Raw genomic sequence first — 22,179 nt, forward strand, 5'->3', positions numbered from 1 at the left:
ATAAGTGTCAAATTTTAATTTAGATTTTGCACCAGATGTGCGACCTCTCGCTGCAAGAATGCGCCCTGAGACCTTGGATGATTATTTCGGACAAGGTCATTTATTGGCACCTGATAAACCACTTTATCGCGCAATTATTGAAGGGCGATGCCACTCTTTAATATTATGGGGTCCGCCAGGTGTTGGTAAAACAACGTTAGCAGAAATCATAGCACATCATGCCAATGCTAATTTAATTCGCATATCAGCAGTATCTGCGGGTGTTAAAGAAATAAGACAGTCAGTACAAGATGCTAAAAATCATTTAGCGTCTAACGGTCAACGCACATTATTATTTGTTGATGAAGTACACAGATTTAATAAATCTCAGCAAGATGCTTTTTTACCGCATATAGAAGATGGCACATTTATATTTGTTGGTGCAACCACAGAAAATCCCTCGTTTGCACTTAATAACGCAATACTATCTCGTGCGCGAGTATACGTGCTTAAATCTTTAACTGAGACAGATTTAACCGACGTATTAGCGCAAGCGCTTTCAAGTGATAAAGGCTTAGGTAAGCAAGCGTTTGATATTCCGGATAACGCTAAAAAAGCATTATGTTTAGCGGCCGATGGCGATGCTCGAAAACTCTTAAATTTGCTAGAACAAGCAGCCGATTTAGCGATTGAAAAAGGGGATGTATCTTTAATCGATAAATCAGTCTTAGAGCAAATATTACCTAGTCATATTGCAAAATATGATAATGGCGGAGATGAATACTACGATTTAATCTCTGCGTTTCATAAATCAGTGCGTGGTTCAGCACCTGATGCTGCACTTTATTGGTATTGTAGAATATTAGCAGGCGGCGGAGATGCACTTTATGTTGCGCGACGTTTACTTGCAATTGCAACTGAAGACATAGGCAATGCTGATCCTCGTGCAATGCAAGTCGCATTAAATGCATGGGATATATATCAAAGAGTTGGGCCAGGTGAAGGCGAACGCGCCATTGCACAAGCCACATTATATTTAGCTAGTGCAGCAAAAAGTAATGCGGTTTATACTGCTTTTAATCAAGCTAAACAGCAAGCGAGTGAATTACCTAGCTTCCCAGTGCCAGAGCATTTAAGAAATGCACCTACTGATTTAATGAAAGATTTAGGTTATGGCAGTGAATACCGATATGCACATGATGAGGCGGGCGCTTTTGCAGCAGGCGAAAATTATTTTCCAGAAGCATTAAAAGATACGCAATATTACCATCCAGTAGATCGTGGATTAGAGAAGAAAATAAAAGAAAAACTGGATTATTTAACAGCGCTTGATCAACAAAGCACACTTAAAAGATATGAATAAAATAGTATGAGTTCATTCAAATTATACCTTTTTGTAGCCTTAGGCGGGGCCAGTGGTGCTTGCTTAAGGTTTTTTATTAGCGAAACCATGGTAAAACTACTGGGTAGGGGATTCCCTTTTGGCACTTTGGCGGTTAATATTCTGGGTTCGTTATTAATGGGTATTTTATTTGCCTTATTAGAAAAAGAATTCTTAGTTGGCAGCCCAGCTAAAACCATTTTAGGTATTGGTTTTTTAGGTGCGCTAACAACATTTTCTACCTTTTCTTTAGATACCTTATTGCTTATGCAGCAGGGAGATTGGCTAAAGGTAGCGTTAAATATCACATTAAATTTAGTCTGTTGTATCTTTGTTACTTGGTTAGGGATGCAATTAGTAATACAGTTTGTACAAAAATAGCACTTGTAGTGCCCAAAAGGTTAAAAGAAGAATATGTTAGATTCAAAATATTTACGTCAGGACATAAACGAAACAGCAGAGCGTTTAGCACAAAGAGGTTTTACGCTTGATGTTGATACAATTAATGCTTTAGAAGAAAGCCGTAAAGCACTACAAGTAAAAACCCAAGAATTACAAAGTGAGCGTAATTCACGTTCCAAGTCAATTGGCCAAGCAAAAGCACGTGGCGAAGACATTCAGCCATTACTTGAGTCTGTTGGTCAATTAGGTGCAGAACTTGATGCAATAAAAGCTGAGCAAGATGAAGTTCTGGCTAAGTTAAAAGATATTGCACTAACGTTACCTAACTTACATGATGAGTCTGTACCTCAAGGTAAAGATGAAGACGAAAATGTTGAAATCTTAAAATGGGGCGAGCCAAAAGCATATGACTTTGAAGTAAAAGATCATGTTGATTTAGGTGAAGGTCTAGATAAAGGCTTAGACTTTGAAGCTGGCGTTAAATTAAGTGGCGCACGTTTCACTGTTATGCGTGGTCAAATGGCACGTTTACACCGTGCACTAGCGCAGTTTATGTTAGATACACATACACTAAAAAATGGTTATACAGAAATGTATGTGCCTTATTTAGTAAACAGAGACAGTTTATACGGCACAGGACAATTACCTAAATTTGCTGCTGATTTATTCCATACTGAAGCATTGGAAGAAGATCAAAATACATTTAGCTTAATCCCTACTGCTGAAGTACCCCTTACAAATCTTGCGCGTGACGAGATTTTTGAAGAAGCAGAGCTACCAGTTAAATTAACTGCGCATACACCGTGTTTTAGAAGTGAAGCAGGTAGTTATGGTCGTGATACACGTGGTCTTATTCGCCAGCATCAATTTGATAAAGTAGAATTAGTACAACTTGTTAAGCCTGAAGATTCAATTGGAGCATTAGAAGAGTTAACTGGTCACGCAGAGCAAATCTTACAAGCATTAGAATTACCTTACCGTAAAGTAATTTTATGTACTGGCGATATGGGTTTCGGTTCAAGCAAAACATACGACTTAGAAGTATGGTTACCAGCACAAGATACATATCGTGAGATCTCATCTTGTTCAACAATGAATGATTTCCAAGCACGTCGTATGCAAGCGCGTTTTAAACGTAAAGGCAGCAAAAAGCCAGAATTATTACATACACTAAATGGTTCTGGTTTAGCAGTAGGGCGTACACTTGTTGCCGTACTTGAAAACTACCAACAAGCAGATGGTTCAGTTGTAGTACCAGAAGTACTTAAGTCATACATGGCTGGTATTGAAGTATTAGGTAAATAGTCAAACTTATTTAGGACAATCACCTTATTATAAAAAGGCCACTGAGGCCTTTTTTTGTACCCGAAATATAAATTTATCGCTAAATTTTGTTACTTTGTCGATTACAAAATCCATTTATAAAAAATGGCCCTATAATAAAAACATCACCCAGAAATAAGCTCTGTTAGATTGATTTATGTAGGCGAGGTTAATTCTCGCAGTGATAAACACTGTTGCCACAGAGTAATTTAATAAAAAACGGTACTGAAGTCCGGTCTACAAAGATGATTTAAACATTTTCATAATTTAATTGTAGGCGAGGGGTTAATCCTCGCAGTATAAACACATAAGCAATAACGCGTAAAAACAACAGGACGTCAGCCCGAAACATTTATCGGGAAATAAAAAGAATCAATATTGCAAAATGTATTAATAGGAATTAAAAATGACAAAGAAAAAAACAAGGGTTAATGGAATCAACCTTGCGCTGCGTTGGTTTTATAGGTTGTTAATGGTATCACTATTGTTAGTGGCAGCTTATGTTGGTTTTGAAGCTTTTACAACAGTTTATAGTAATACACATCAGGTTCAGCAGAGCTAAAGTGGAGAATAAATATTAAATACACCTAGCTGGTTTTGGCAAACCCGCAATTTTAGTTGCTTGCTTAGCAGGACCTTTAGGAAATAAAGTATAAAGATAAATACTATTGCCTTTATCTTCACCTAACTTTTTAGCCATCGCTTTAACTAGCATTCTGATAGCAGGGCTAGTATTAAACTCTACATAAAAATCACGAACAAAATGAACAACTTCCCAATGTGATTCACTTAATTCAATATTTTCTTCTTGAGCAATTACTAGGGCTAGCTCTTTGCTCCAATCACTTGGGTTAAGTAAATAACCTTGTTTGTCTGTTTCAATTTCTTTTTGATTAAATTCAATCATATTACCAACTTAATGTATTCTTATATTCTAAGGCTAATTCAACCCATTTCTCATAACTAATGCCATTTATCGCTTTGTTGTTTATTCCTCGAGCTTCACAATCAGCTTGTATGGCTATAACTATATCTAAATCTATATAAGGCGCTAATAAAGAGTAACAAGCGTCACGCGTGAATAGAACGCTATCAGATTCGTTTTTTAAATCTAGTAACTCTTGGAATTGGGTTTGTGTAACAGGCTTAGATAAAATATGTAAAGTTGCATTCGTATGTGTTAAATCAGTCATTACATCGTCACCAAATGCTCGTTAGCATTTAAAAGAGTTTTTATTTGGTTATTATCTACAAGCTCACACTCTAAATGTAAGCTATTTATATCAATGCCTCTTACTTCGAGAGACTGCTTACAAGCATAAATGTTTTCAACGTCGTATAGCTCAAGCATTTTTAACGTTTTAAAGTAATCTTTTAAACTTACTAAAGCAGGGTTTTGATTTTCATGTAGGCAAAATACAGCATCATCTTTAAACAATATACTGACATTTTGATCAATAGCAGCAAAAATAAGTGCAGTATCAAGTGCTTCTCTACATTTAACCCCGTCAAATGGACTAGAGGTTTGCATTACTAAAATATTTTTCATATCCATTTCCTTATTTAAACTGAAGCCACTTATCAGCTTTTGCCACCGACATAGCAAACTCAGCTAAGCCAGCAACAGTAAACGGACCTGTATTTTTTATATCTAAACCACGTTTTTCTGCTGCTGTTATACACAATAATAAAGGTGTTTTTTCATCATCTACAAAGGATTGCCATTGATCATTGAGTTGCACTTCATCTTTTGCAATTACAAAATGCTCGCTTGCATGCCAAATTGCTTCTTGATACAAAAAAATAGCATCTATAGTATGCCCACCTCTGAGTGCCGCTTTAGCAAAGTTTAATAAAGACAAACACGCATCGCTGTCGCTAGGTGATGCATGTAAAGATAAAACAAATTTAGCCACATTATCCTCATGAATTTTAGTTATAAAAAAGCCTCGCTAATTAGCGAGGCTTTTATTATACGTGAAATAACGTACTTAAAGCATGTTATTAATCGTCTGACATACCTAATAAAGCCAAAATAGACGTGAATAAGTTATAGATGTTTAAGTATAAACCTACTGTTGCACGTATATAGTTAGTTTCGCCACCGTTGATGATACGGCTAGTATCAAACAAGATAAAACCAGACATAATCAATACTACAGCAGCATTAATCACCATAAAAGTAACAGAGCTACCGATAAAGATATTTACGATACTAGCAACGATTACCACTAATAAACCAACAGTTAAAAAACCACCCATAAACGAGAAGTCTTTTTTAGTTGTAAGTGCATAAGCTGATAAACCAAAGAATACTAGTGCAGTAGAACCTAATGCTTGCATAATAAGCATAGGGCCGCCCGGCATACCAGCATAATGATTAAGCATTGGACCTAAACCTAAACCCATACAACCAGTAAAAGCGAATATCCAAAAGATACCTGATGAAGAGTCAGCTTTTTTGTTTACAACAAAAATTAAGCCAAATGAAATTAAAGTGAAAACTAATCCCATAATACGTGGAAATGCTAAAGCCATAGAAATGCCGGCAGTAACGGCGCTTGCTAATAGTGTCATTCCTAAAAGCATGTAAGTATTTCTTAATACTTTGTTTGTTTCTAATACGCTGCTTGCTGAAGCGCTATTAGTATATGATTGATTCATAATAACTTCCCCAAAATAACTAAAAATTAAATTATAACAATATAGATGATAACAGGTTAGATACGATTTTAAAGCTTTCGTTCAGTCTTCTAATGACTTTTAAAGATAAATATGTGAATTTAACCTAAGTTTATGAAAAGTTTAATTAATAAAGGGGTATTTTTACACTTAAATAACAAATTTATTTTTTAGGTTTAAAAACACAGTTTCAATTTATTTTGCCTAAATTACATATCTGTTTCATTTTACATTCCTTAATATAGATAACTGTATGATGGACCGCTAATACCATACATATATTTAGATAAAACGTACTCTGAAACCTTATCACTTATTTAAACTCATAAACGAATGGCTTATCTAGCTACAATGAAAGGGTATTTTTACTTATGATGCAGTTTGGATTTAAAAAACTATTACTTATTTCGATCGCTATTTTGGTCGGAATGTCGGTATCTTTAACGAGCTACTTTTCTTATGTTAAAGAAGAGGAAGTATTAACAGCCCTTGTCATCAGAGAAAATACTGAATTTGTTCAACAACAAGCAAAAATTATAGAAAAGCAATTAAATGAAAAGGCACTTGGATTATCAAGGATCGCATCTTTATATAATGAACAACGAGAAATAGGCGCAACTGAAGATTTTATTAAACTGACAAATACAATTGCTTTTGCAATGAATTGAACAGTTCTGCAATTGGGTTTGAAAGTGGTGTAGGTTATTGGAATCAAAGTAGTGAGGTATGGCCTGATCATATCTTTGCAGGAGATGTACGTAAGGAGTCATATTATAAATTAGCGCGTAATAGCTCAGGTGCTGCAGTAACTGAGCCATACTTTGATTCAATCGATTATTAGATCAGTATCGTTCATAGTATTAAAAACGGTATAATTACTGTTGATATGAAATTGGATTTTTTGAATGAGCTCGTAAGTGAGTCATCTCAAATCCCAGGTGCTGTCGCATTGATTTTAAATCATGATACAACCGTTCTTGCTTCAACAAGTGCAAATGTTGAAACAAAGAAATTAGCATCTGACTATCATTGGTTTAAAGGTGCTGTGTTAAATGCAGTCACCAAAAATAATAGTATACAAACATATCAAGTAGATGGTGTAGAAAAATTATTATTTTCACATAGAGTAAAAATAGCAGATAAAAATTGGTATTACACTTTAAGCCTAGATACAGAAGTAGCCTATGCCAGTCTTGCAAAAGCTAAAACAAGCGCATTTATTAGTACGCTTGTTGCTACACTTATTAGCGTTGGCTTTGTTTTTATTTTATTACAAATGCTTTATCGTCCAATATTAGTGTTAAAAGAAACAATAATGGCACTTTCGCAAGGGAATGGTGATTTAACACAAAGGCTTAAAATAGAAACAAATGATGATCTAGGCGAAATTTCCGAAGGTGTAAATCAATTTATAGCCAGTTTACAAACAATGATATTAGAAATTAAACGTTAAACTGAAGCGTTAAACGGTAATGTTTATAAATTAAAAGAGCAATCTGAAGCTAATACAATAATTCTTGATGGCCATGTGCAAGAAACCGAGCAGGTTGTAACAGCAATAGAAGAAATGAATGCAACAGCTGAATCTATGGCACAAGACATTGCTAATGCCGCGCAGCTTACCGATAGCACTAACAATGCCGGGCGAGACTCAAAAGGTACAGCAATTCAGGCGCAGGGCACTATATCAGAATTAGTATCTGACGTTGAAAATTCAGTGCAAAGTGTGAGTGAGATGAGCAAAGCAATGTAACACATGAAGTGAGTAAAAACATGGTTGCCATTAACTCAATAGTTGGAAAATTAGATTCAAATGGTAAACAAGCGGTAGAAGAAATTAATAGCATTGATGATATAAACCACCGATTAACTGCCATTATAAGTAAATTTAAAGTTTAATGAAAAATAAACTTTTAGAGCCGACTGTAATAAGTCGGCTTTTTTATTTGTAAATGTTAATTATTTAATTAAATACTTCTTAAGCGAACAGCAAAACCTAGATTATTTAATCGAATGAAAAAACATCACAAACGATAGATATTTAAACGAATTAACTATTTTTTAGGCACTTAAACAAAAAAGTAAAAAAAAGACTTCACAAACAGCCATTAGTTTAATAATATTCGCGCCGCTGCGGAGAGATGGCAGAGTGGTCGAATGCACCGGTCTTGAAAACCGGCATGGGTTTATAGCCCATCTAGGGTTCAAATCCCTATCTCTCCGCCACTTCTTTACTTTATTGTAATGGAAGTGCTATCAGATTTAACTGATATAAAACAAATAAAGAACAATGCGGAGAGATGGCAGAGTGGTCGAATGCACCGGTCTTGAAAACCGGCATGGGTTTATAGCCCATCTAGGGTTCAAATCCCTATCTCTCCGCCACTTAATTCTTAAAAAAAGCTTGGTTTATACTAAGCTTTTTTTATATCTGAAATTTAAAGAATATCGTATTTATAGCACAGGTAAAATTCAAGGGTTTAAATGTCTACCCTGTGCCACTATTTACATTTAAGAGCCTAATCATTAGATTAGGCTTTTTTATTGCCTGAAATTTAATATTGGTAATGGGTTTATAGCACAGGTCGAATTCAAGGGTTTAAATCTCTATATATTAAAACCCTTAAGTCCCTGATTAGCTGGAAGCATGCTAAATAAAATGAGGAATTATTTTGATTACTGAGCTTGTCACTATTTTAGTTGGTCCACCATGTGTTGGAAAATCAACCTACCTTAAAAACATTGATTATGACTTTGTAATTTCGTCTGACGATATTGTTGATTTACTAAGCTCTCAGGCTGAAATTCAATATCATCAATTTTTTAAGTTACCAATGAATAGTAAAATAAGAAAACAACATAACCAGATATTTAACCATTTAATAGTCGAAAGTAAGAGTTTCGCTCATGTTGTTTGGGATTTAACAAATTTAACCAAGAAAGCGAGAAAGACAATATTCAAACATTACCCAGGCGCTAACTTCCAAGCCGTTGTTTTTAACTTTATAGGTCATGAAAAAGCGATACTTGAACGTAACAAGCTACGTTTTAAGCAACATGGTAAGCTAATCGATGAGCATGTTATTAAAAGTATGTTATCTATTTATGAGCCTGTAGAAAAAAATGAAGGTTTTTCTAATGTTAATGGCATTGAATTTTGTAATAATTAAACCCTCAGATGTTATTGTTTAACAATAAACAGCTAACGTTGTATGTTTGTTTATCTAAGTTTTTGACGTATTATTTTGCTAATGTAGATCAATCAATAAAATATATGAATCAACAGGTAAACAAATCATTAGCTATCGTTATACTCGCTGCGGGCGCTGCAACACGTTTTGGATCTGCTAAGCAGTTAGCAATTTATAAAAATAAAACGCTATTACAACAAAAAATAGACACCTGCTGCGAGTTTAATGAATTTGATACTTATGTGGTGTTAGGTGCTGCTTATCAAGATATTATTAAATCAACTGAATTTAAAACAAGCAAAATAATTCACAATACAGCTTGGAAATCAGGCATGGCCAGTTCAATTATCATAGCAACGCAAAAATTAGCGAAACACTATGATTCAATAATGTTCCTCGCGGCCGATCAAGTGCTTATTGAGCATTTTCAGTTAACCGAATTAATACAAAGTTGGCAAAATCAACCAACAAAATTAATAACCGCAAAATTTGATAATGAAATAACAATACCAAGTATTTTTCCTAAGAAATATTATAAAGACTTGTTAGGGCTAGAGGGAGATAAAGGTGGTAAAAAAGTATTAATTACACATAAAGAAAATCTTATTATCATTGAAATGCCAGAAGCTAAGTTTGATATCGACCGACCAGAAGATCTAAGTAACCTATCAAGTAATCATTAAGAATAATAAGATTTACGTCTTTATATAAAATTATTAAATAAAAGAATTCATATACTTATATTTTTTTGATGTGTCTAATTTATTAAACTGTGCTAGTAAAACCATATCAATTTTTAACTTTTCCTTTAATGATACCTTTTGTAGTGCTAGGCCTAATATCTTATTAGAGCTTGATAAAAGGCATTGTGCATTTTTTAATTCGATATAAGTTGGATTGTTACTTAATATATTATGTAAAGATGTATTGATATCAAATAATTCACTCATTTGTTCAAAAGTCAGATATTGAATTATTATATTATTTATTTGTTGTGTTTCTGTATTTTTACTAAAAATAAGGTTGGTTTTACTCATCATTACATCGCTATTTTTATACACCTACTGGCTTGATATTTATCTTCCATGTATCTTTGAAATATCACTATAAAATGTGGCCGCTTTGTTATTTAAATCTTGTACATTTGGTTCTTTTTTATAAGGCAAGTTTTAACCTCATCTGTTAATAATCAAGCGACCATTCAATTACCTCTTCGCATTCATCTACTAATGTATCTAAATACGATAAGTGCGCATTAATATCGACCATAGTTGTTTGCATTGTTTTACTCATATCTTTAATTTTATCGTTATAATGTCTAACTTCATGATAGCTCATGGCAAGATCATTTCTTGCTGATTGAATCATTCTATCAAACGAACTCGCATTAGATTGAGTCGAATCATTAATAGAAAATTGCCTTTCTACCAACAACTGTAATTTATTCTGACGCTGATTTAGTAATGAAGAAGCGTGTTTTAATTTTTGTAAGTTTCTTTGAATTTTAGGGCCCAATTCAGCTATATCTTTGGCTTGCCATTTAGCAACTTTTCTAAGAGCTTCAGCTTGTCCTAAATCGATTGCTAAACTTGATAATTGATCATGTCCGTATTTCTTCTTTTTACGTTCTTTTCTTGCTTTATCAACGCCGTTGGCAATTGCATTCACACTATTGGAAACTAACTTTCCATAAGGAATAAGGTTAAAAGGTAATGTAATAATTTTTAAAGGCCTTTTCTTTTGTTCCCTTACAAGATGTAATAATTTTTTCTTTATTTTGTATCCTGTGGTCCTAGTAGTCGCATCATAAGTAGATTTAGACGTTTCCATGAAGGAGCGTTGCGTCATTTGATTGGTTTTCGCATCAAACTTTAAAGAAGATTCAAATGAATTTTCAAAATTCATTTTTGGAATTACCCTCGCATTTATTTTTTGTGCGACAACTTGGCTAATAGAAGAAGCAAACTTTGTTTTTGCGTTTTTAAAAATCATAGTTTGTTCTAATTTGCTAATTACTATGCTATCTAGCTCTGCACCGATTGGGTCTCCAATCACACTTGGAATAGCAGGGCCTTTTTTGAGTGTTTCTTTTATGTCTATTGGCATTATGCTTGGGCCTATATAAGTTATTAAATTAGAGGAAAATAGAAGAACGATTAGATTAAAAAATTACTAATCTTATAAAAGTTATTGGTAATTACTCCTTGTCAACCATTATATACTTTAAACAAAAAAAATAATTGCGTATGTAAGCGTATGTAAGCGTATGTAAGCGAGAGATGAAAAGGAGTTTAAATAGTAGAATAAGTTTTAATTTTAAAATGTGAACGTTAGCAGAGAAAACTTATGAATACGTATTCAATACCAATTAACTTTTATTCACCATAGCCATAAGTTAACTTTAAATTTCATATAATAAATAGAATTTAAAGTTATGCTCAAAACAGTTTTTATCTTTAAGTTGCCAGCGATGGTGCTTGTTTTAATCAGCATTTTAAGTTGGCAAGTTAATGCAAGAGATTATATAAGCCACCAGCTCAATGGTCAGGAATTAAATATAACCACAACTGAAGGCAAAGTAAGACTTTGGGCAATTTCAGAACACGCTTTTGAGGTTTTATATTTTAACCAAGATAAAAAACCATTTCCTTCCTTCGCAATTGATATGCAGTCTATTAGTAAAAATAAACAAAATTTTGTAACTGTATCAAACTCATTAAATAAGCTGACATTTAAAAATGGAAATTTAACTGCTGTTATTAATAAAGTACCGTTTGATATTTCATACTTTAATAAAGATCAATTACTTACTAGTGAGAAAAGCACTTTTAAAAACAAAAAATCAACACCTGACTTTAGGTTTACATTAACAGACACTGAAAAGTTATTAGGTACAGGTGAACGTGTACTTGGTATGGATAGACGTGGTCAACGTTTACCTTTATACAATCGGGCACATTATGGTTATACAACATATTCTGAGCAAATGAACTTTTCAATTCCTGCTGTTATATCAGATAAAAAATACCTTATTTTATTTGATAACACAGCAAATGGTTGGGTTGATACCGGAAAAACGCAAGCAAATACGCTACAGTTCGAGGCTATGGGTGGTCGAAACGCTTATTTGATTATCGCCGGAGAAACATACCCAAAACTCATTAATAATTATGTAAATATAACCGGTAAACAGCCATTACCACCGCGATGGGCTTTAGGTAATCATGCCTCGCGTTTTGGTTATAAATCTCAAGCAGAAGTCATAGACACAATTAATAAATACCAAGAAGAAGATATCCCAGTTGATTCAATTATTTTAGACCTTTATTGGTTTGGTAAAGACATTAAAGGCCATATGGGCAATTTAGATTGGGATCACAATACTTTTCCTGACCCTGAAAAAATGATCAAAGATCTGAAGTCAAATGGAGTAAATACGGTGCTGATCACCGAGCCATTTATTTTAAAAGGGTCAAAAATGTGGCAATCAGCCGTTGGTAATGGTGTGTTAGCCATAGACGCGATAACAGGTGAAGCAAAAACATATGATTTTTATTTTGGTCATACAGCTTTAATCGATGTATTTAATAATGATGCTAAACACTGGTTCGCATCAGTTTATAAAAGATTAGCTGATCAAGGTGTGGCAGGTGTATGGGGGGATTTAGGAGAGCCTGAAGTACACCCTGCAGATATACAACATAAATTATCAGATCATAACGATTTAATTTCTACTGGTGATGAAATCCATAATACATATGGTCATGAGTGGGCAAAACTTGTAAAAAATACTTTAACTGCACATGCGCCAGAGCAAAGACCTTTTATGATAATGCGTTCTGGTTTTGCTGGATCACAAAAATACGGCATGATCCCTTGGACCGGTGATGTAAGTCGTTCGTGGGATGGATTAAAACCACAAGTAGAGTTATCGCTGCAAATGAGTTTACTTGGTATGGCCTATACCCATTCTGATTTAGGTGGTTTTGCCGGTGGTGAGTCATTTGATAAAGAGATGTATATTCGTTGGTTGCAGTATGGCGTATTTCAGCCAATTTATCGTCCTCATGGGCAAGATAATATTGCCCCAGAGCCAATTTTTCATGATGCAGAAACCAAAAATATCATACGTAAATTTATAAAGCTGCGTTATAAAATGTTGCCATATAATTATACGTTAGCTTATGAAAACGCAATCACTGGTATGCCATTAATGCGTCCTATGTTTTTTAATGATGAAAGAAACTCAGCATTGATCGATGAAAAAGAACAATATTTTTGGGGAGATAGCTTTTTAGTAAAACCAGTTACAGAAGCTGCTATTAATTCAATTGAAGTAGATTTACCAAAAGGAAATTGGTTTGATTATTTTAGTGATAATATATATCAAGGTAATCAAACAATATCTTATCCGTTAACTTTAAATACTATTCCTGTATTGGTAAAGGCAGGTTCAATTATTCCATCAGTTAAAGCAGTATCCAGCACACAATATTATTCAAGTGAAGTGTTAAAACTAGATTATTACTTTGATAAAACAATTAAATCATCTAAAGGTCATATGTATGAAGATGATGGCAATAGTGCTGATCCAATAAAAAATAAACAATTTGAATTACTAAATTTTGAAGCTAGTACGTTATTTCATACTGATCAATTGACCATAGCTTTAAGTCGAAGTGAAAAAGGCACTGGTTATAGCACAATGCCACAGCAACGTAGTGTTGAGTTGGTGATACACAATTGGCGTAAAGATAATAATAAAGTTTTATTTAATGAAAACATGCTAAAACAGCAGGCTACATTAAAATCACTATCACTGGTAGATGAAGGGCTTGTTTATAACGTAAACAATAATACTCTCACAATAAAAATTAAATGGGACCATACAGATTCATCAATCACAGTTTTAAAATAACGTGATTAGTATCAGTTAATAACCAAAAAGCAGCTATGTGAGTAGCTGCTTTTGTTGTTTATTAATCCAAATGCTATACGGCTGATTTAGCGGATTCACTAGGGCTTAAGCCATAATATCGCGTAAACTCTCTACTAAACTGTGTCGGACTTTCATAGCCAACTTGCGCTGCGGCTTGTTTTACTTTTAAACCTTGATCTTGAAGTAATTCTCTTGCACGACTTAAACGTATTTTTTTAACGTATTGAATAGGAGATGATGCTGTGATTTGTTTAAAGTTTCGGTGAAAAGTAGATGAACTCATATTAGCCATATCTGCAAGTTGCTCTACATCTAAACGACTATTAAAGTTATTATGTAGGTGTTTTAGAATACGTTCCATTTTAGACAGATAGGTATTATGAGAGACCAAAGCAAATAAAGGTGCCGCTTGAGGGCCAGTTAACATATGAAAATATATCTCTCTTAATAACCCCTTACCAATTATGTCACATTGTAGGGGGGATTTTAGACGCAGCTAAATAAATCTAAGCATTAAAAAGCACATTGTTAAATGTGCTTTTATAAAAAACTTATGTTTAAAACGCCATTTTTATCAGAGTTTAATCTATGGGGTAAATAATAAATTTTTTTCGTGGTTAAACCACAATCATTAGCTAAAATAATGCCATCAAATGAAGGGGCTGATTTTATGATATGAACATAGAGTTTATCTTGAGCTAAGCCAATATTTAATTGCTGCCACAGACTCTTTTTAACATTAAAAAAACACCATGCCATGAATTCCTATGCGGCTACCAGAGGGCAGTTGATGAATGTTTGAGTGTGATTTAACCACACAAAATAACATTGAATAAATACTTATTGAAATTATAAATAATTAATATAAGGATTCATGGTTAAGACTGCTGCCAATTTAAAAAAGATAAGAAATTTTAAATAATTTACAGATTTGTGTCTGTCCCTTTTTACTCACTCTTTAAGAAGGAATTCTGTATTAATTTTCAATTCTTAAAGAGTCCAATTTAATTAAAGCAGAACATCTCTCACACCAACTAAGTTTAAAAACAACCTTGATATACCTAAAAGTCGCACTATGATTAAAAAATATGTAATGCCAGTACTTCGATGATTTAGTAAATAAAGATAATTTCAAAATTTTGCTTCTAATGTTAAGGAATAAAAATGAAAAAAAGTTTGCTACTCACATTTTTTATAATCAGTTTAACTACCAATGAGGCGCTCGCTGATCTTCAAATTAAAGGTTTTGGTTCAATCGTTGCCGGATCTGTTATAAAAGGAGATGGCTATATTGCAGATTACCCTAACTTAGGAGTATACGAAAATAAATTTGATGTTTCTCAAGAAACAAGATTAGGGCTTCAAGCAAAAGCTCAAATAGATGACAAATTAGCTGCGACAGTACAAGTTATGACTCGGTCAGCAAATGACTATGATCCAGAAGTTGAATGGTTATATGCTTCGTATAAAATTAACAGTGATAATTACTTTCAAATAGGTCGAATGAGAATGCCGGTCTACTACTACTCCGATTTTATGGATGTTGGTTATGCCTATCCTTGGCTTAGAATACCCGCTGATACTTACTCTCTTGACATCACGAACTTTAACGGTATTAAGATTAACACCAAAACAAAATTTGGTGATTTGTTTGTAAAAACGACCTTATATACAGGCCAAGAAAAAAATCAAAATAACGAGTTAATGAGCTATTTGTTTGAAAGTTTTACAACAAATATAGATCGCCAGTTTGATAATATATTTGGCGTAGTATTAGACACTAGTATCAATAATGTGACACTTAGAGCAACTTACACACAGTCAGATATGATAGAAACACAAACATATGGAGATGGCAGTGATGCTGATGTTAAATTTGACATAGAATTTTACGATATATTTTTAAAATATGACTTCGAAACAGGTATTTCTGTTATGGCTGAATACAACAAATATAAGCCATTTTATGAATCTTATTTTGGCTCTATTATTTATCAAGTTGACGATATAAGTTATTACCTTTCTTTGTCTAAGTTTGATCTGGACACGCCTTTTGAAGAACATGACACCATAAGTGTCGGTCTAAGATATGATTTTAGTAGTTACGCTATTAAATTTGATATTAGTACTATGAACGATAATGGCTTTAATCCATTTACAGGTCAAAGTAATCCGGTATATCACAAAGCAACAGATGACGGTGATGTAACAACAGCAAGTATTTCATTAGATTTTGTATTTTAGGGAGATAATGATGAATAAATTAATACCGGCGTTTTGTTTTATAATGACTTTAAGCCCCGTTTTATCGCAAGCTGAAATTGCTGTGATAGTAAACAAAAATAATTCAGTGACGATTAATGCAGAAGAAATTAAAGGTATTTTCTTAGGTAAAATCAACACGTTTCCAAATGGTCTGGAAGCGATTCCTTTGGTACAAAAATCAAAAACTCCCATAGCCAATGAATTTACTAAAAAAGTACTCAAAAAAACATATAGTCAAGTTCAAGCTTACTGGTCAAAATTAGTCTTCACGGGTCAAGGAACATCCCCTAAAGAGTTAAGTAATAACAAAAAAGTCATCTCAATAGTGTCTTCTAACCTCAACACAATAGGTTATATCAATGCTAAAGACATTCCAGATAATGTTAGAGTTATTCATAAATTTTAATATAAGAAATTGGGAAGATTTTGCTCTTACTCGACCAAATTGCTTAATTAAAATAAGGATTAATTCGCTAGCAATTGAGATTAAATACTTAGGGGCTGTTGATCTTTGTTTGAATTTTGAGCGTAAGTAACAATTAATGCTCACTGATGAACTGTGGTCGAAACTAAAAGTTATATTGCTTAAATATAGAGTTTATAACAAGCTTGAACATCGACAAACGCTAGAATGAATACTTTATCGTTTACGTGTTGGTTGTCCGTGGCGAGATTTCCCTGAATATTTTGGGTTGTAAAATACCATTTATCGCCGTTTTCTTCTTTGGTCAAGAAAGGCATATTAATGAGGCTGTTCAAAACACGGCAAGATCATTATAAATTGAACTTATAGAACAAGTTGCGATCAGATCAAGGCATAATAATCACCTTGGTCACTTAATATGAGCACAACTTTTCTGAAACACTTTAATTCAATTACCGACCCTTGCATTGAACGCTGTAAACAGCATGCACTTATCGATATTCTTTTGCTAGCTATTAGCGCTGTATTATCTGGTGCAGAAGGATGGGAGGACATTGAAGACTTTGGGCGCTTAAAACTTGATAGGTTAAAAAAGACGGTACTTTCAATGCAGTAATCCCAAAAAATGACACTATTGCTCGTGTTATTTTTCGGTTAAAAGCAGATGAAATAGAGCATGCCTTTCAATCTTGGATATCATCACTTATTGAAACCACAGGTGCTGATATCATTGCTATTGATGGAAAAACTGCACGTCGTTCGATTACAACAAAAGATAGAAAAAGTGCCTTGCATACCGTTAATGCATGGAGTTGCCAGCATCAATTAGTGCTAGGACAAACAACTGTTGATAGTAAAACTAATGAAATCACAGCGATACCAGAATTACTCACTTTGTTGGATATAGAAAATAGCATTATTACGCTTGATGCTCTGGGGTGCCAACAAGAAATCGCTAAACAAATAATTAAGCACAAAGCGGATTATATTCTCGCGCTTAAAAGTAACCACTGTGTGATGAATCAAGAATACGTAAGAAGCAAGGGCCACTTGTTTTTAGCGTCATGAGAAAAATAGCTATGGCGTTATTTAAACGAGGAGAAGGTTCAGATGGATGGCAAGATGCTCAGTATCCGAGAACGATTGGGTTTAGATGTAATGATTTTTCTGTTTTAATGTCTTTAGTTAAGCAAAACCTTGCTTTAGCTTATGTGCCCGACTTTATTGCAGAGCACAATTATAGAGTTTAAACCAATCACGGGGTGCATTATCATCACATTTTACGCAACCTAATTTATAACCCAGCATTTCTTTTCGTCCATCAGTAGTGATAACCCAAGGTCTTAGGGTCCAAGGTGGATTATGACGAACATGTTGATTATGTCCGCAAGCCAATTTAGCGACCCAATGATTTTCATCATCTTGGTGATAACCAACAATAGGCTGTTTCATACTTTTATCTCAAATAGTGAAAGCGCAAGGAAATAACTGCGTTTTGTAAAGTTCGGTAAATAAAATCGTATTATTGATAATTATCGCTTAATTTTAAACAATGTTTTAAATAATAATCAAAAGTGGATCCTGTACATGTCAATTCAAGCAAGCATAGCAACAAATCGTTTTGGTTTGGGGGCAAAACCTAATGAAATCGCACATGCGACATTAGATCCTAAAAACTGGTTATTAGCACAACTTAATACTAAACCACTTTTAGAATTCGACAACAGCTTACCTAACTCAGAAAAAATCGGCTTTAAATTAGAAGAATTAAGAAAAGAAAAAAGAGCATTAAAAAAACAATCAAAAACTAATTTATCTAAAACACAAAGCCAACCAGCGGGTAAAAAATATCATAGACAAATTATGCGTAAGCTCACAACAGATACGCTAAAACAGTCAATACTATCCGATAACAGCTTAAATTGGCGTTTATTAGACTTTTTCTCTAATCACTTTAGTGTGAGTACTAAAAGCCCAATAATGGCAGCAATAGGGCCAACACTTGAGCGCGAAGCAATTGCAGATAATTTGCTTGGTAAATTTGAAGATATGTTATTGGCTGTAGTTAAACATCCTGCAATGATAATTTATTTAAATAATGAAAAGTCATTTGGAGAAAACTCTCGAGCAGGTAAAAAAGGCAAAGGACTTAATGAAAACCTCGCTCGTGAAATTTTAGAACTTCATACTATGGGGATCAATTCTGGATATAGCCAAACAGATGTTATTGAATTAGCAAAAGGGATAACTGGATGGAGTGTTGCAAGACCTAAAAAAGATAAGCATTCGGGTTTTAAATTCCGCGCTTATGGCCATGAACCAGGTGCTAGAAAATTGTTAAATAAAACCTATAAAAATAATGGTTTAGAGCAAGGCGAAGCCATGTTGTTAGATTTAGCGCGTAGACCAGAAACAGCCGCTCATTTGTGTAATAAGCTAGTATCTCATTTTATACAAGATATACCAGAACCAAAGCTGGTTGATAAAATGGTAAAGACTTGGATGAAAACCCAAGGTGATATTAAGCAGGTTATTATTAGCATGATAAATGCGCCAGAGTCATGGCAAAACACACCTCAAAAATTTAAAACTCCAAGAGAACATTTAGTATCTACCTATCGGGCATTAGGAAAAAATAAATTTAATGACCGATCATTATATTCTTCGTTATTTAACTTAGGGCATAAACCCCTAAATGCGGGCTCACCAACAGGTTATAGTGATTTTCAACAAGATTGGAATGGTGCCAGTGCGTTAATGACAAGAATAGATTGGGCGTCAAAAATATCAGCTAAGTTTAATGGTGATACTAAAAGCATTATGAAATCAGCATTAGGAGAGAGTATATCTGAGCACACTAAACAAATGGTTACTCGTGCCGAAAGTAAAAAACAAGCTGCTACATTATTGATATTAAGCCCTGAGTTTATAAGGAGATAAATATGCTACGTAGAGAATTTATAAAATCCTTAGCGGGTAGTTTAGTATTATTTCAATCTGCATCATATGCGAACATTAAATCTAATCATTCGAATAAAAAAATAATTTGGATTGTTTTAAGAGGTGCTTATGATTCGTTGCATACTTTAGTACCAAGGAAAAATGCAGATTTAACTAAGTTAAGGCCTAATCTATACAATCATATTAAAAACCACTTATTAGTACTTAATAATGAATTTGGTTTACATCCATCTCTTAAAAACATGCATCAGTGGTATAAAAATAAAGAGCTATTACCAATAACGTGTGTAGGCACAGGTTTTACAAACCGCTCTCACTTTGATGGTCAGGACTTTTTAGAAAGTGGACTTAATACGACTGACGCTGATTCAGGTTGGTTAGCCAGAGCAATAGATGCAAAACACACACAGGCCTTAGCAATTGCACGTTCAACTCCCATCAGCTTAAGATCATCAAATAAAGTTAATACATGGTTTCCTACTAAATTTAAAGAAAGCCATGCAGATACCTATGATGCATTACTAAAATTGTATCAATATGATGAATTACTGATGTCTCGCTTACAAAGTGGCATTGAGTTACAAAATAAAGTTGGTAAATCTAATAGTAAAAGAGGCCGTTTTAGTGATTTAGCTAAATCGTGTGCAAATTTAATGGTCAAAGATAATTCAATTGATTGTGCCATGTTAGAGCTTGGTGGTTGGGACACACATAATAATCAAAATGCGAGGTTAGCAAGACAACTGACATTATTAGATGATGGGTTATCTGAATTAAAAACAGCTTTAGGCAAGCAATGGCAAGATACAGTCGTGATAGTAGCATCAGAATTTGGCAGAACAGTGGAACAAAATGGTACTTCGGGCACTGATCATGGTACTGGCAGTGCATTATTTTTAGCTGGTGGCGCAGTAAATGGTGGTCAAGTATTAGGTAAGTGGCCAGGATTAAAATCAGAGCAGTTATTTGAACAAAGAGACTTAATGCCCACATCAAATACATTTTCGTGGATAGCAAATGTATTAGAACAACATTGGGGTTTAACACCTAATCAGCTTAAAAGTGTATTACCTAATGCACAACGCTTAATTGAAAAAGTGATTGTGTGATGTGATTTAAGCCTTTTTAATTGAGAGGCTTATTCATCGGATTTAATATCTATGCCATATTTTTTAGCTTTAGATTTCCATAAACGTTTAGCTAATTTTTGCATATCAATTTCTTTATCACCTTCATCTACAATTTCATGACCAATCAAGGTTTCTAAAATATCTTCTAAGGTTAAGATGCCTCGCACAGTACCGTATTCGTTAACGATGAGCGCGATATGAGATTTAACTCTCAGTAACTCTTTCATAGCGTGTGATATGGTCATCACATCAAGCAAGGTTGGCATTAACCTAACATAATTGAATAAAGGCGACTGTTTATTACCACGCGCTTGTGCGAGCAATAAATCAGTTCTCAATACAAAACCTATAATTTCATCTGGATTATTGTCGTATACGGGGATCCTTGAAAATCGATTTTTATGATGTTTATGAAAAAATGCTTCTACTTTCATAGATTGTGCATGAGCAAACATCACAGTGCTAGGTGTCATAGCATCTTCAATTTTAATACCTTGCAGTAATAACAAGTTTTGTAAAATAGTGGCTTCTTCTTCAGACAAATGACCATTACGTGCACTCAATTGTGCCATGACAAAAAATTCGTTGCGGTTAAAACCAATGGGTTCGCTTTTTTTAACCATGCGTTGTGTCATTAATTCAGATATTTTTATCATGGGATATAAAGCCCACACTAAAAATTTAAGTACATAAGCTGTTATAGGTGCGAGGGCCTTCCAATGCGTTGCACCGAGTGTTTTAGGTATGATCTCAGAAAAAAATAAAATTAAGAGGGTTAAAACTGCTGAAATTAATCCTAAATATGATTCTCCGAACACAATACTCGCTTGTGCGCCAACACCTGCCGCACCAACAGTATGTGCTATGGTATTTAACGTTAAAATAGCAGCAAGCGGTTTGTTTATATCTTCTTTTAAAATCCTAAAGATCTTACCTGATTTCTTTTTATTGTTTTCCATAAAGGCAATATGCACCCAAGTAATACTCAGCAAAACAGATTCTGCAATTGAGCATAAAAAGGAGAAAAACAAAGCAATAAAAAGATAAAGACATAATAGAAACATGTATTTACTACAGCAATAATCACATAATTAATATATAGCTTATTTGTAGGGTTTATGATTGATTTTAATCAAAATAAGAATGTTTGATGTAAACCAATTCTTGAATATAACAATCATATTTTAATTGTGGCACAGTCATCAAATAAGTCAGCCTAAAGGCCAACCTACAACAATCAAATGTTGAATTACATTAAACACTCAACTTGTAGCTGAGGCTTTAGCCTTTCTTTTGTTATCAAAAATTTATCAATCTAGTCAGCCTAAAGGCCAACCTACAACAATCAAATGTTGAATTACATTAAACACTCAACTTGTAGCTGAGGCTTTAGCCTTTCTTTTGTTATCAAAAATTTATCAATCTAGTTAGCCTAAAGGCCAACCTACAACAATCAAATGTTGAATTACATTAAACACTTGAATTGTAGGAGAGGCTTTAGC

The 22,179-nt window shown here is 33.8% G+C and carries 28 protein-coding genes, 2 tRNA genes and 2 pseudogenes; 21 read left to right on the plus strand and 11 right to left on the minus strand.

The window, feature by feature from the left end; all coding sequences use genetic code 11:
* Positions 1-4: 4 nt before the first annotated feature.
* From PSA_RS10955 to PSA_RS25220, 4 genes are all read left to right on the plus strand, one after another.
* Positions 5-1,342, plus strand: coding sequence for a replication-associated recombination protein A (locus PSA_RS10955; RefSeq protein WP_042152669.1), 1,338 nt, complete (start codon positions 5-7; stop codon positions 1,340-1,342).
* Between the two features lie 6 nt (positions 1,343-1,348).
* Positions 1,349-1,741 (plus strand): fluoride efflux transporter CrcB, encoded by a 393-nt coding sequence (crcB, locus tag PSA_RS10960; protein WP_042152672.1) that lies wholly within the window; start codon positions 1,349-1,351, stop codon positions 1,739-1,741.
* A gap of 33 nt (positions 1,742-1,774) precedes the next feature.
* A complete protein-coding gene (gene serS / locus PSA_RS10965; protein WP_042152675.1) occupies positions 1,775-3,067 on the plus strand; it encodes a serine--tRNA ligase in 1,293 nt (430 codons plus the stop codon).
* A gap of 424 nt (positions 3,068-3,491) precedes the next feature.
* Entirely contained in the window at positions 3,492-3,647 is a 156-nt protein-coding gene (locus PSA_RS25220; RefSeq protein WP_157575768.1) for a hypothetical protein, read from the plus strand.
* 15 nt (positions 3,648-3,662) lie between these two features.
* Here PSA_RS25220 and PSA_RS10970 read toward each other — a convergent pair whose 3' ends face one another.
* From PSA_RS10970 to PSA_RS10990, 5 genes are all read right to left on the minus strand, one after another.
* Complete coding sequence (locus PSA_RS10970) at positions 3,663-3,992, minus strand: TusE/DsrC/DsvC family sulfur relay protein (protein WP_042152676.1); 330 nt, start codon at positions 3,990-3,992, stop codon at positions 3,663-3,665.
* Between the two features lies 1 nt (position 3,993).
* On the minus strand, positions 3,994-4,278 hold the full coding sequence (locus PSA_RS10975) for a DsrH/TusB family sulfur relay protein (RefSeq protein WP_042152679.1): 285 nt from the start codon (positions 4,276-4,278) through the stop codon (positions 3,994-3,996).
* Positions 4,278-4,634, minus strand: coding sequence for a sulfurtransferase complex subunit TusC (gene tusC, locus PSA_RS10980; protein ID WP_042152683.1), 357 nt, complete (start codon positions 4,632-4,634; stop codon positions 4,278-4,280). Before tusC ends, PSA_RS10975 begins: the two co-directional genes overlap by 1 nt.
* A gap of 10 nt (positions 4,635-4,644) precedes the next feature.
* Positions 4,645-5,001: a sulfurtransferase complex subunit TusD gene (gene tusD / locus PSA_RS10985; protein ID WP_042152687.1), complete on the minus strand. Its 357-nt coding sequence runs from the start codon at positions 4,999-5,001 to the stop codon at positions 4,645-4,647.
* A gap of 88 nt (positions 5,002-5,089) precedes the next feature.
* Complete coding sequence (locus PSA_RS10990; protein ID WP_042152689.1) at positions 5,090-5,749, minus strand: Bax inhibitor-1/YccA family protein; 660 nt, start codon at positions 5,747-5,749, stop codon at positions 5,090-5,092.
* A 389-nt stretch (positions 5,750-6,138) separates the two neighbouring features.
* Between PSA_RS10990 and PSA_RS25835 the strand changes: the two genes are divergently transcribed.
* The 9 genes from PSA_RS25835 (at position 6,139) to PSA_RS11025 (ending at position 9,641) form a co-directional block, all read left to right on the plus strand.
* Complete coding sequence (locus tag PSA_RS25835) at positions 6,139-6,435, plus strand: hypothetical protein (protein ID WP_052380260.1); 297 nt, start codon at positions 6,139-6,141, stop codon at positions 6,433-6,435.
* Positions 6,432-6,608, plus strand: coding sequence for a hypothetical protein (locus PSA_RS25840; RefSeq protein ID WP_197276820.1), 177 nt, complete (start codon positions 6,432-6,434; stop codon positions 6,606-6,608). Before PSA_RS25835 ends, PSA_RS25840 begins: the two co-directional genes overlap by 4 nt.
* 45 nt (positions 6,609-6,653) lie before the next feature.
* Positions 6,654-7,220: a HAMP domain-containing protein gene (locus tag PSA_RS25845; protein ID WP_052380261.1), complete on the plus strand. Its 567-nt coding sequence runs from the start codon at positions 6,654-6,656 to the stop codon at positions 7,218-7,220.
* Positions 7,221-7,295: 75 nt separating this feature from the next.
* The gene (locus PSA_RS25850; RefSeq protein WP_052380262.1) at positions 7,296-7,520 is read left to right on the plus strand and encodes a hypothetical protein; all 225 of its coding nucleotides are present in this window, start codon (positions 7,296-7,298) and stop codon (positions 7,518-7,520) included.
* A gap of 8 nt (positions 7,521-7,528) precedes the next feature.
* Entirely contained in the window at positions 7,529-7,666 is a 138-nt protein-coding gene (locus tag PSA_RS25855; protein ID WP_197276821.1) for a hypothetical protein, read from the plus strand.
* A 236-nt stretch (positions 7,667-7,902) separates the two neighbouring features.
* Positions 7,903-7,993: transfer RNA gene (locus PSA_RS11010), tRNA-Ser, on the plus strand.
* Between the two features lie 68 nt (positions 7,994-8,061).
* Positions 8,062-8,152: transfer RNA gene (locus tag PSA_RS11015), tRNA-Ser, on the plus strand.
* A 287-nt stretch (positions 8,153-8,439) separates the two neighbouring features.
* On the plus strand, positions 8,440-8,937 hold the full coding sequence (locus tag PSA_RS11020) for an AAA family ATPase (RefSeq protein ID WP_042152699.1): 498 nt from the start codon (positions 8,440-8,442) through the stop codon (positions 8,935-8,937).
* A 104-nt stretch (positions 8,938-9,041) separates the two neighbouring features.
* Complete coding sequence (locus PSA_RS11025; RefSeq protein ID WP_193216564.1) at positions 9,042-9,641, plus strand: NTP transferase domain-containing protein; 600 nt, start codon at positions 9,042-9,044, stop codon at positions 9,639-9,641.
* A 33-nt stretch (positions 9,642-9,674) separates the two neighbouring features.
* Here the strand turns inward: PSA_RS11025 and PSA_RS11030 are convergent, their stop codons facing one another.
* Positions 9,675-10,019 carry a hypothetical protein gene (locus PSA_RS11030; RefSeq protein ID WP_127924246.1) on the minus strand — a complete coding sequence of 115 codons (345 nt, stop codon included), beginning with the start codon at positions 10,017-10,019 and terminating at the stop codon, positions 9,675-9,677.
* Positions 10,020-10,140: 121 nt separating this feature from the next.
* Positions 10,141-11,064: a hypothetical protein gene (locus PSA_RS11035; RefSeq protein WP_042152712.1), complete on the minus strand. Its 924-nt coding sequence runs from the start codon at positions 11,062-11,064 to the stop codon at positions 10,141-10,143.
* A gap of 328 nt (positions 11,065-11,392) precedes the next feature.
* On the opposite strand from PSA_RS11035, the gene PSA_RS11040 reads away from it, so the two are divergent.
* Positions 11,393-13,876, plus strand: coding sequence for a TIM-barrel domain-containing protein (locus PSA_RS11040; protein ID WP_042152716.1), 2,484 nt, complete (start codon positions 11,393-11,395; stop codon positions 13,874-13,876).
* 73 nt (positions 13,877-13,949) lie between these two features.
* Here PSA_RS11040 and PSA_RS11045 read toward each other — a convergent pair whose 3' ends face one another.
* A complete protein-coding gene (locus PSA_RS11045; protein ID WP_052380263.1) occupies positions 13,950-14,324 on the minus strand; it encodes a helix-turn-helix domain-containing protein in 375 nt (124 codons plus the stop codon).
* A 113-nt stretch (positions 14,325-14,437) separates the two neighbouring features.
* Positions 14,438-14,656 carry a hypothetical protein gene (locus tag PSA_RS11050; RefSeq protein ID WP_052380264.1) on the minus strand — a complete coding sequence of 73 codons (219 nt, stop codon included), beginning with the start codon at positions 14,654-14,656 and terminating at the stop codon, positions 14,438-14,440.
* A 405-nt stretch (positions 14,657-15,061) separates the two neighbouring features.
* Between PSA_RS11050 and PSA_RS11055 the strand changes: the two genes are divergently transcribed.
* The 5 genes and pseudogenes from PSA_RS11055 to PSA_RS11070 all read left to right on the plus strand — a co-directional run bounded on the left by PSA_RS11055 (position 15,062) and on the right by PSA_RS11070 (position 17,836).
* A complete protein-coding gene (locus PSA_RS11055) occupies positions 15,062-16,141 on the plus strand; it encodes a hypothetical protein (protein WP_042152719.1) in 1,080 nt (359 codons plus the stop codon).
* 10 nt (positions 16,142-16,151) lie between these two features.
* Entirely contained in the window at positions 16,152-16,568 is a 417-nt protein-coding gene (locus PSA_RS11060; RefSeq protein WP_042152722.1) for a hypothetical protein, read from the plus strand.
* Between the two features lie 136 nt (positions 16,569-16,704).
* Positions 16,705-16,919 (plus strand): annotated as a pseudogene (locus PSA_RS26305) (transposase); the annotation flags it as partial.
* Positions 16,920-17,004: 85 nt separating this feature from the next.
* Positions 17,005-17,615: pseudogene (locus PSA_RS11065) on the plus strand (ISAs1 family transposase); the annotation flags it as partial.
* A 50-nt stretch (positions 17,616-17,665) separates the two neighbouring features.
* On the plus strand, positions 17,666-17,836 hold the full coding sequence (locus tag PSA_RS11070) for a hypothetical protein (protein WP_157575769.1): 171 nt from the start codon (positions 17,666-17,668) through the stop codon (positions 17,834-17,836).
* On the opposite strand, the gene PSA_RS11075 is transcribed toward PSA_RS11070, so the two are convergent.
* The gene (locus PSA_RS11075; protein WP_042152729.1) at positions 17,808-18,038 is read right to left on the minus strand and encodes a DUF3565 domain-containing protein; all 231 of its coding nucleotides are present in this window, start codon (positions 18,036-18,038) and stop codon (positions 17,808-17,810) included. The genes PSA_RS11070 and PSA_RS11075 overlap by 29 nt on opposite strands.
* 135 nt (positions 18,039-18,173) lie before the next feature.
* Between PSA_RS11075 and PSA_RS11080 the strand changes: the two genes are divergently transcribed.
* Both PSA_RS11080 and PSA_RS11085 read left to right on the plus strand, forming a co-directional pair.
* Positions 18,174-19,526 carry a DUF1800 family protein gene (locus tag PSA_RS11080; RefSeq protein WP_042152732.1) on the plus strand — a complete coding sequence of 451 codons (1,353 nt, stop codon included), beginning with the start codon at positions 18,174-18,176 and terminating at the stop codon, positions 19,524-19,526.
* Between the two features lie 2 nt (positions 19,527-19,528).
* The gene (locus PSA_RS11085) at positions 19,529-20,656 is read left to right on the plus strand and encodes a DUF1501 domain-containing protein (RefSeq protein WP_042152735.1); all 1,128 of its coding nucleotides are present in this window, start codon (positions 19,529-19,531) and stop codon (positions 20,654-20,656) included.
* A 29-nt stretch (positions 20,657-20,685) separates the two neighbouring features.
* Here PSA_RS11085 and PSA_RS11090 read toward each other — a convergent pair whose 3' ends face one another.
* Positions 20,686-21,741 (minus strand): CNNM domain-containing protein, encoded by a 1,056-nt coding sequence (locus PSA_RS11090; protein WP_042152738.1) that lies wholly within the window; start codon positions 21,739-21,741, stop codon positions 20,686-20,688.
* Positions 21,742-22,179: the final 438 nt, after the last annotated feature.

Origin of the sequence: Pseudoalteromonas sp. '520P1 No. 423' (assembly GCF_001269985.1) — a bacterium.
Classification (GTDB): Bacteria; Pseudomonadota; Gammaproteobacteria; order Enterobacterales; family Alteromonadaceae; genus Pseudoalteromonas.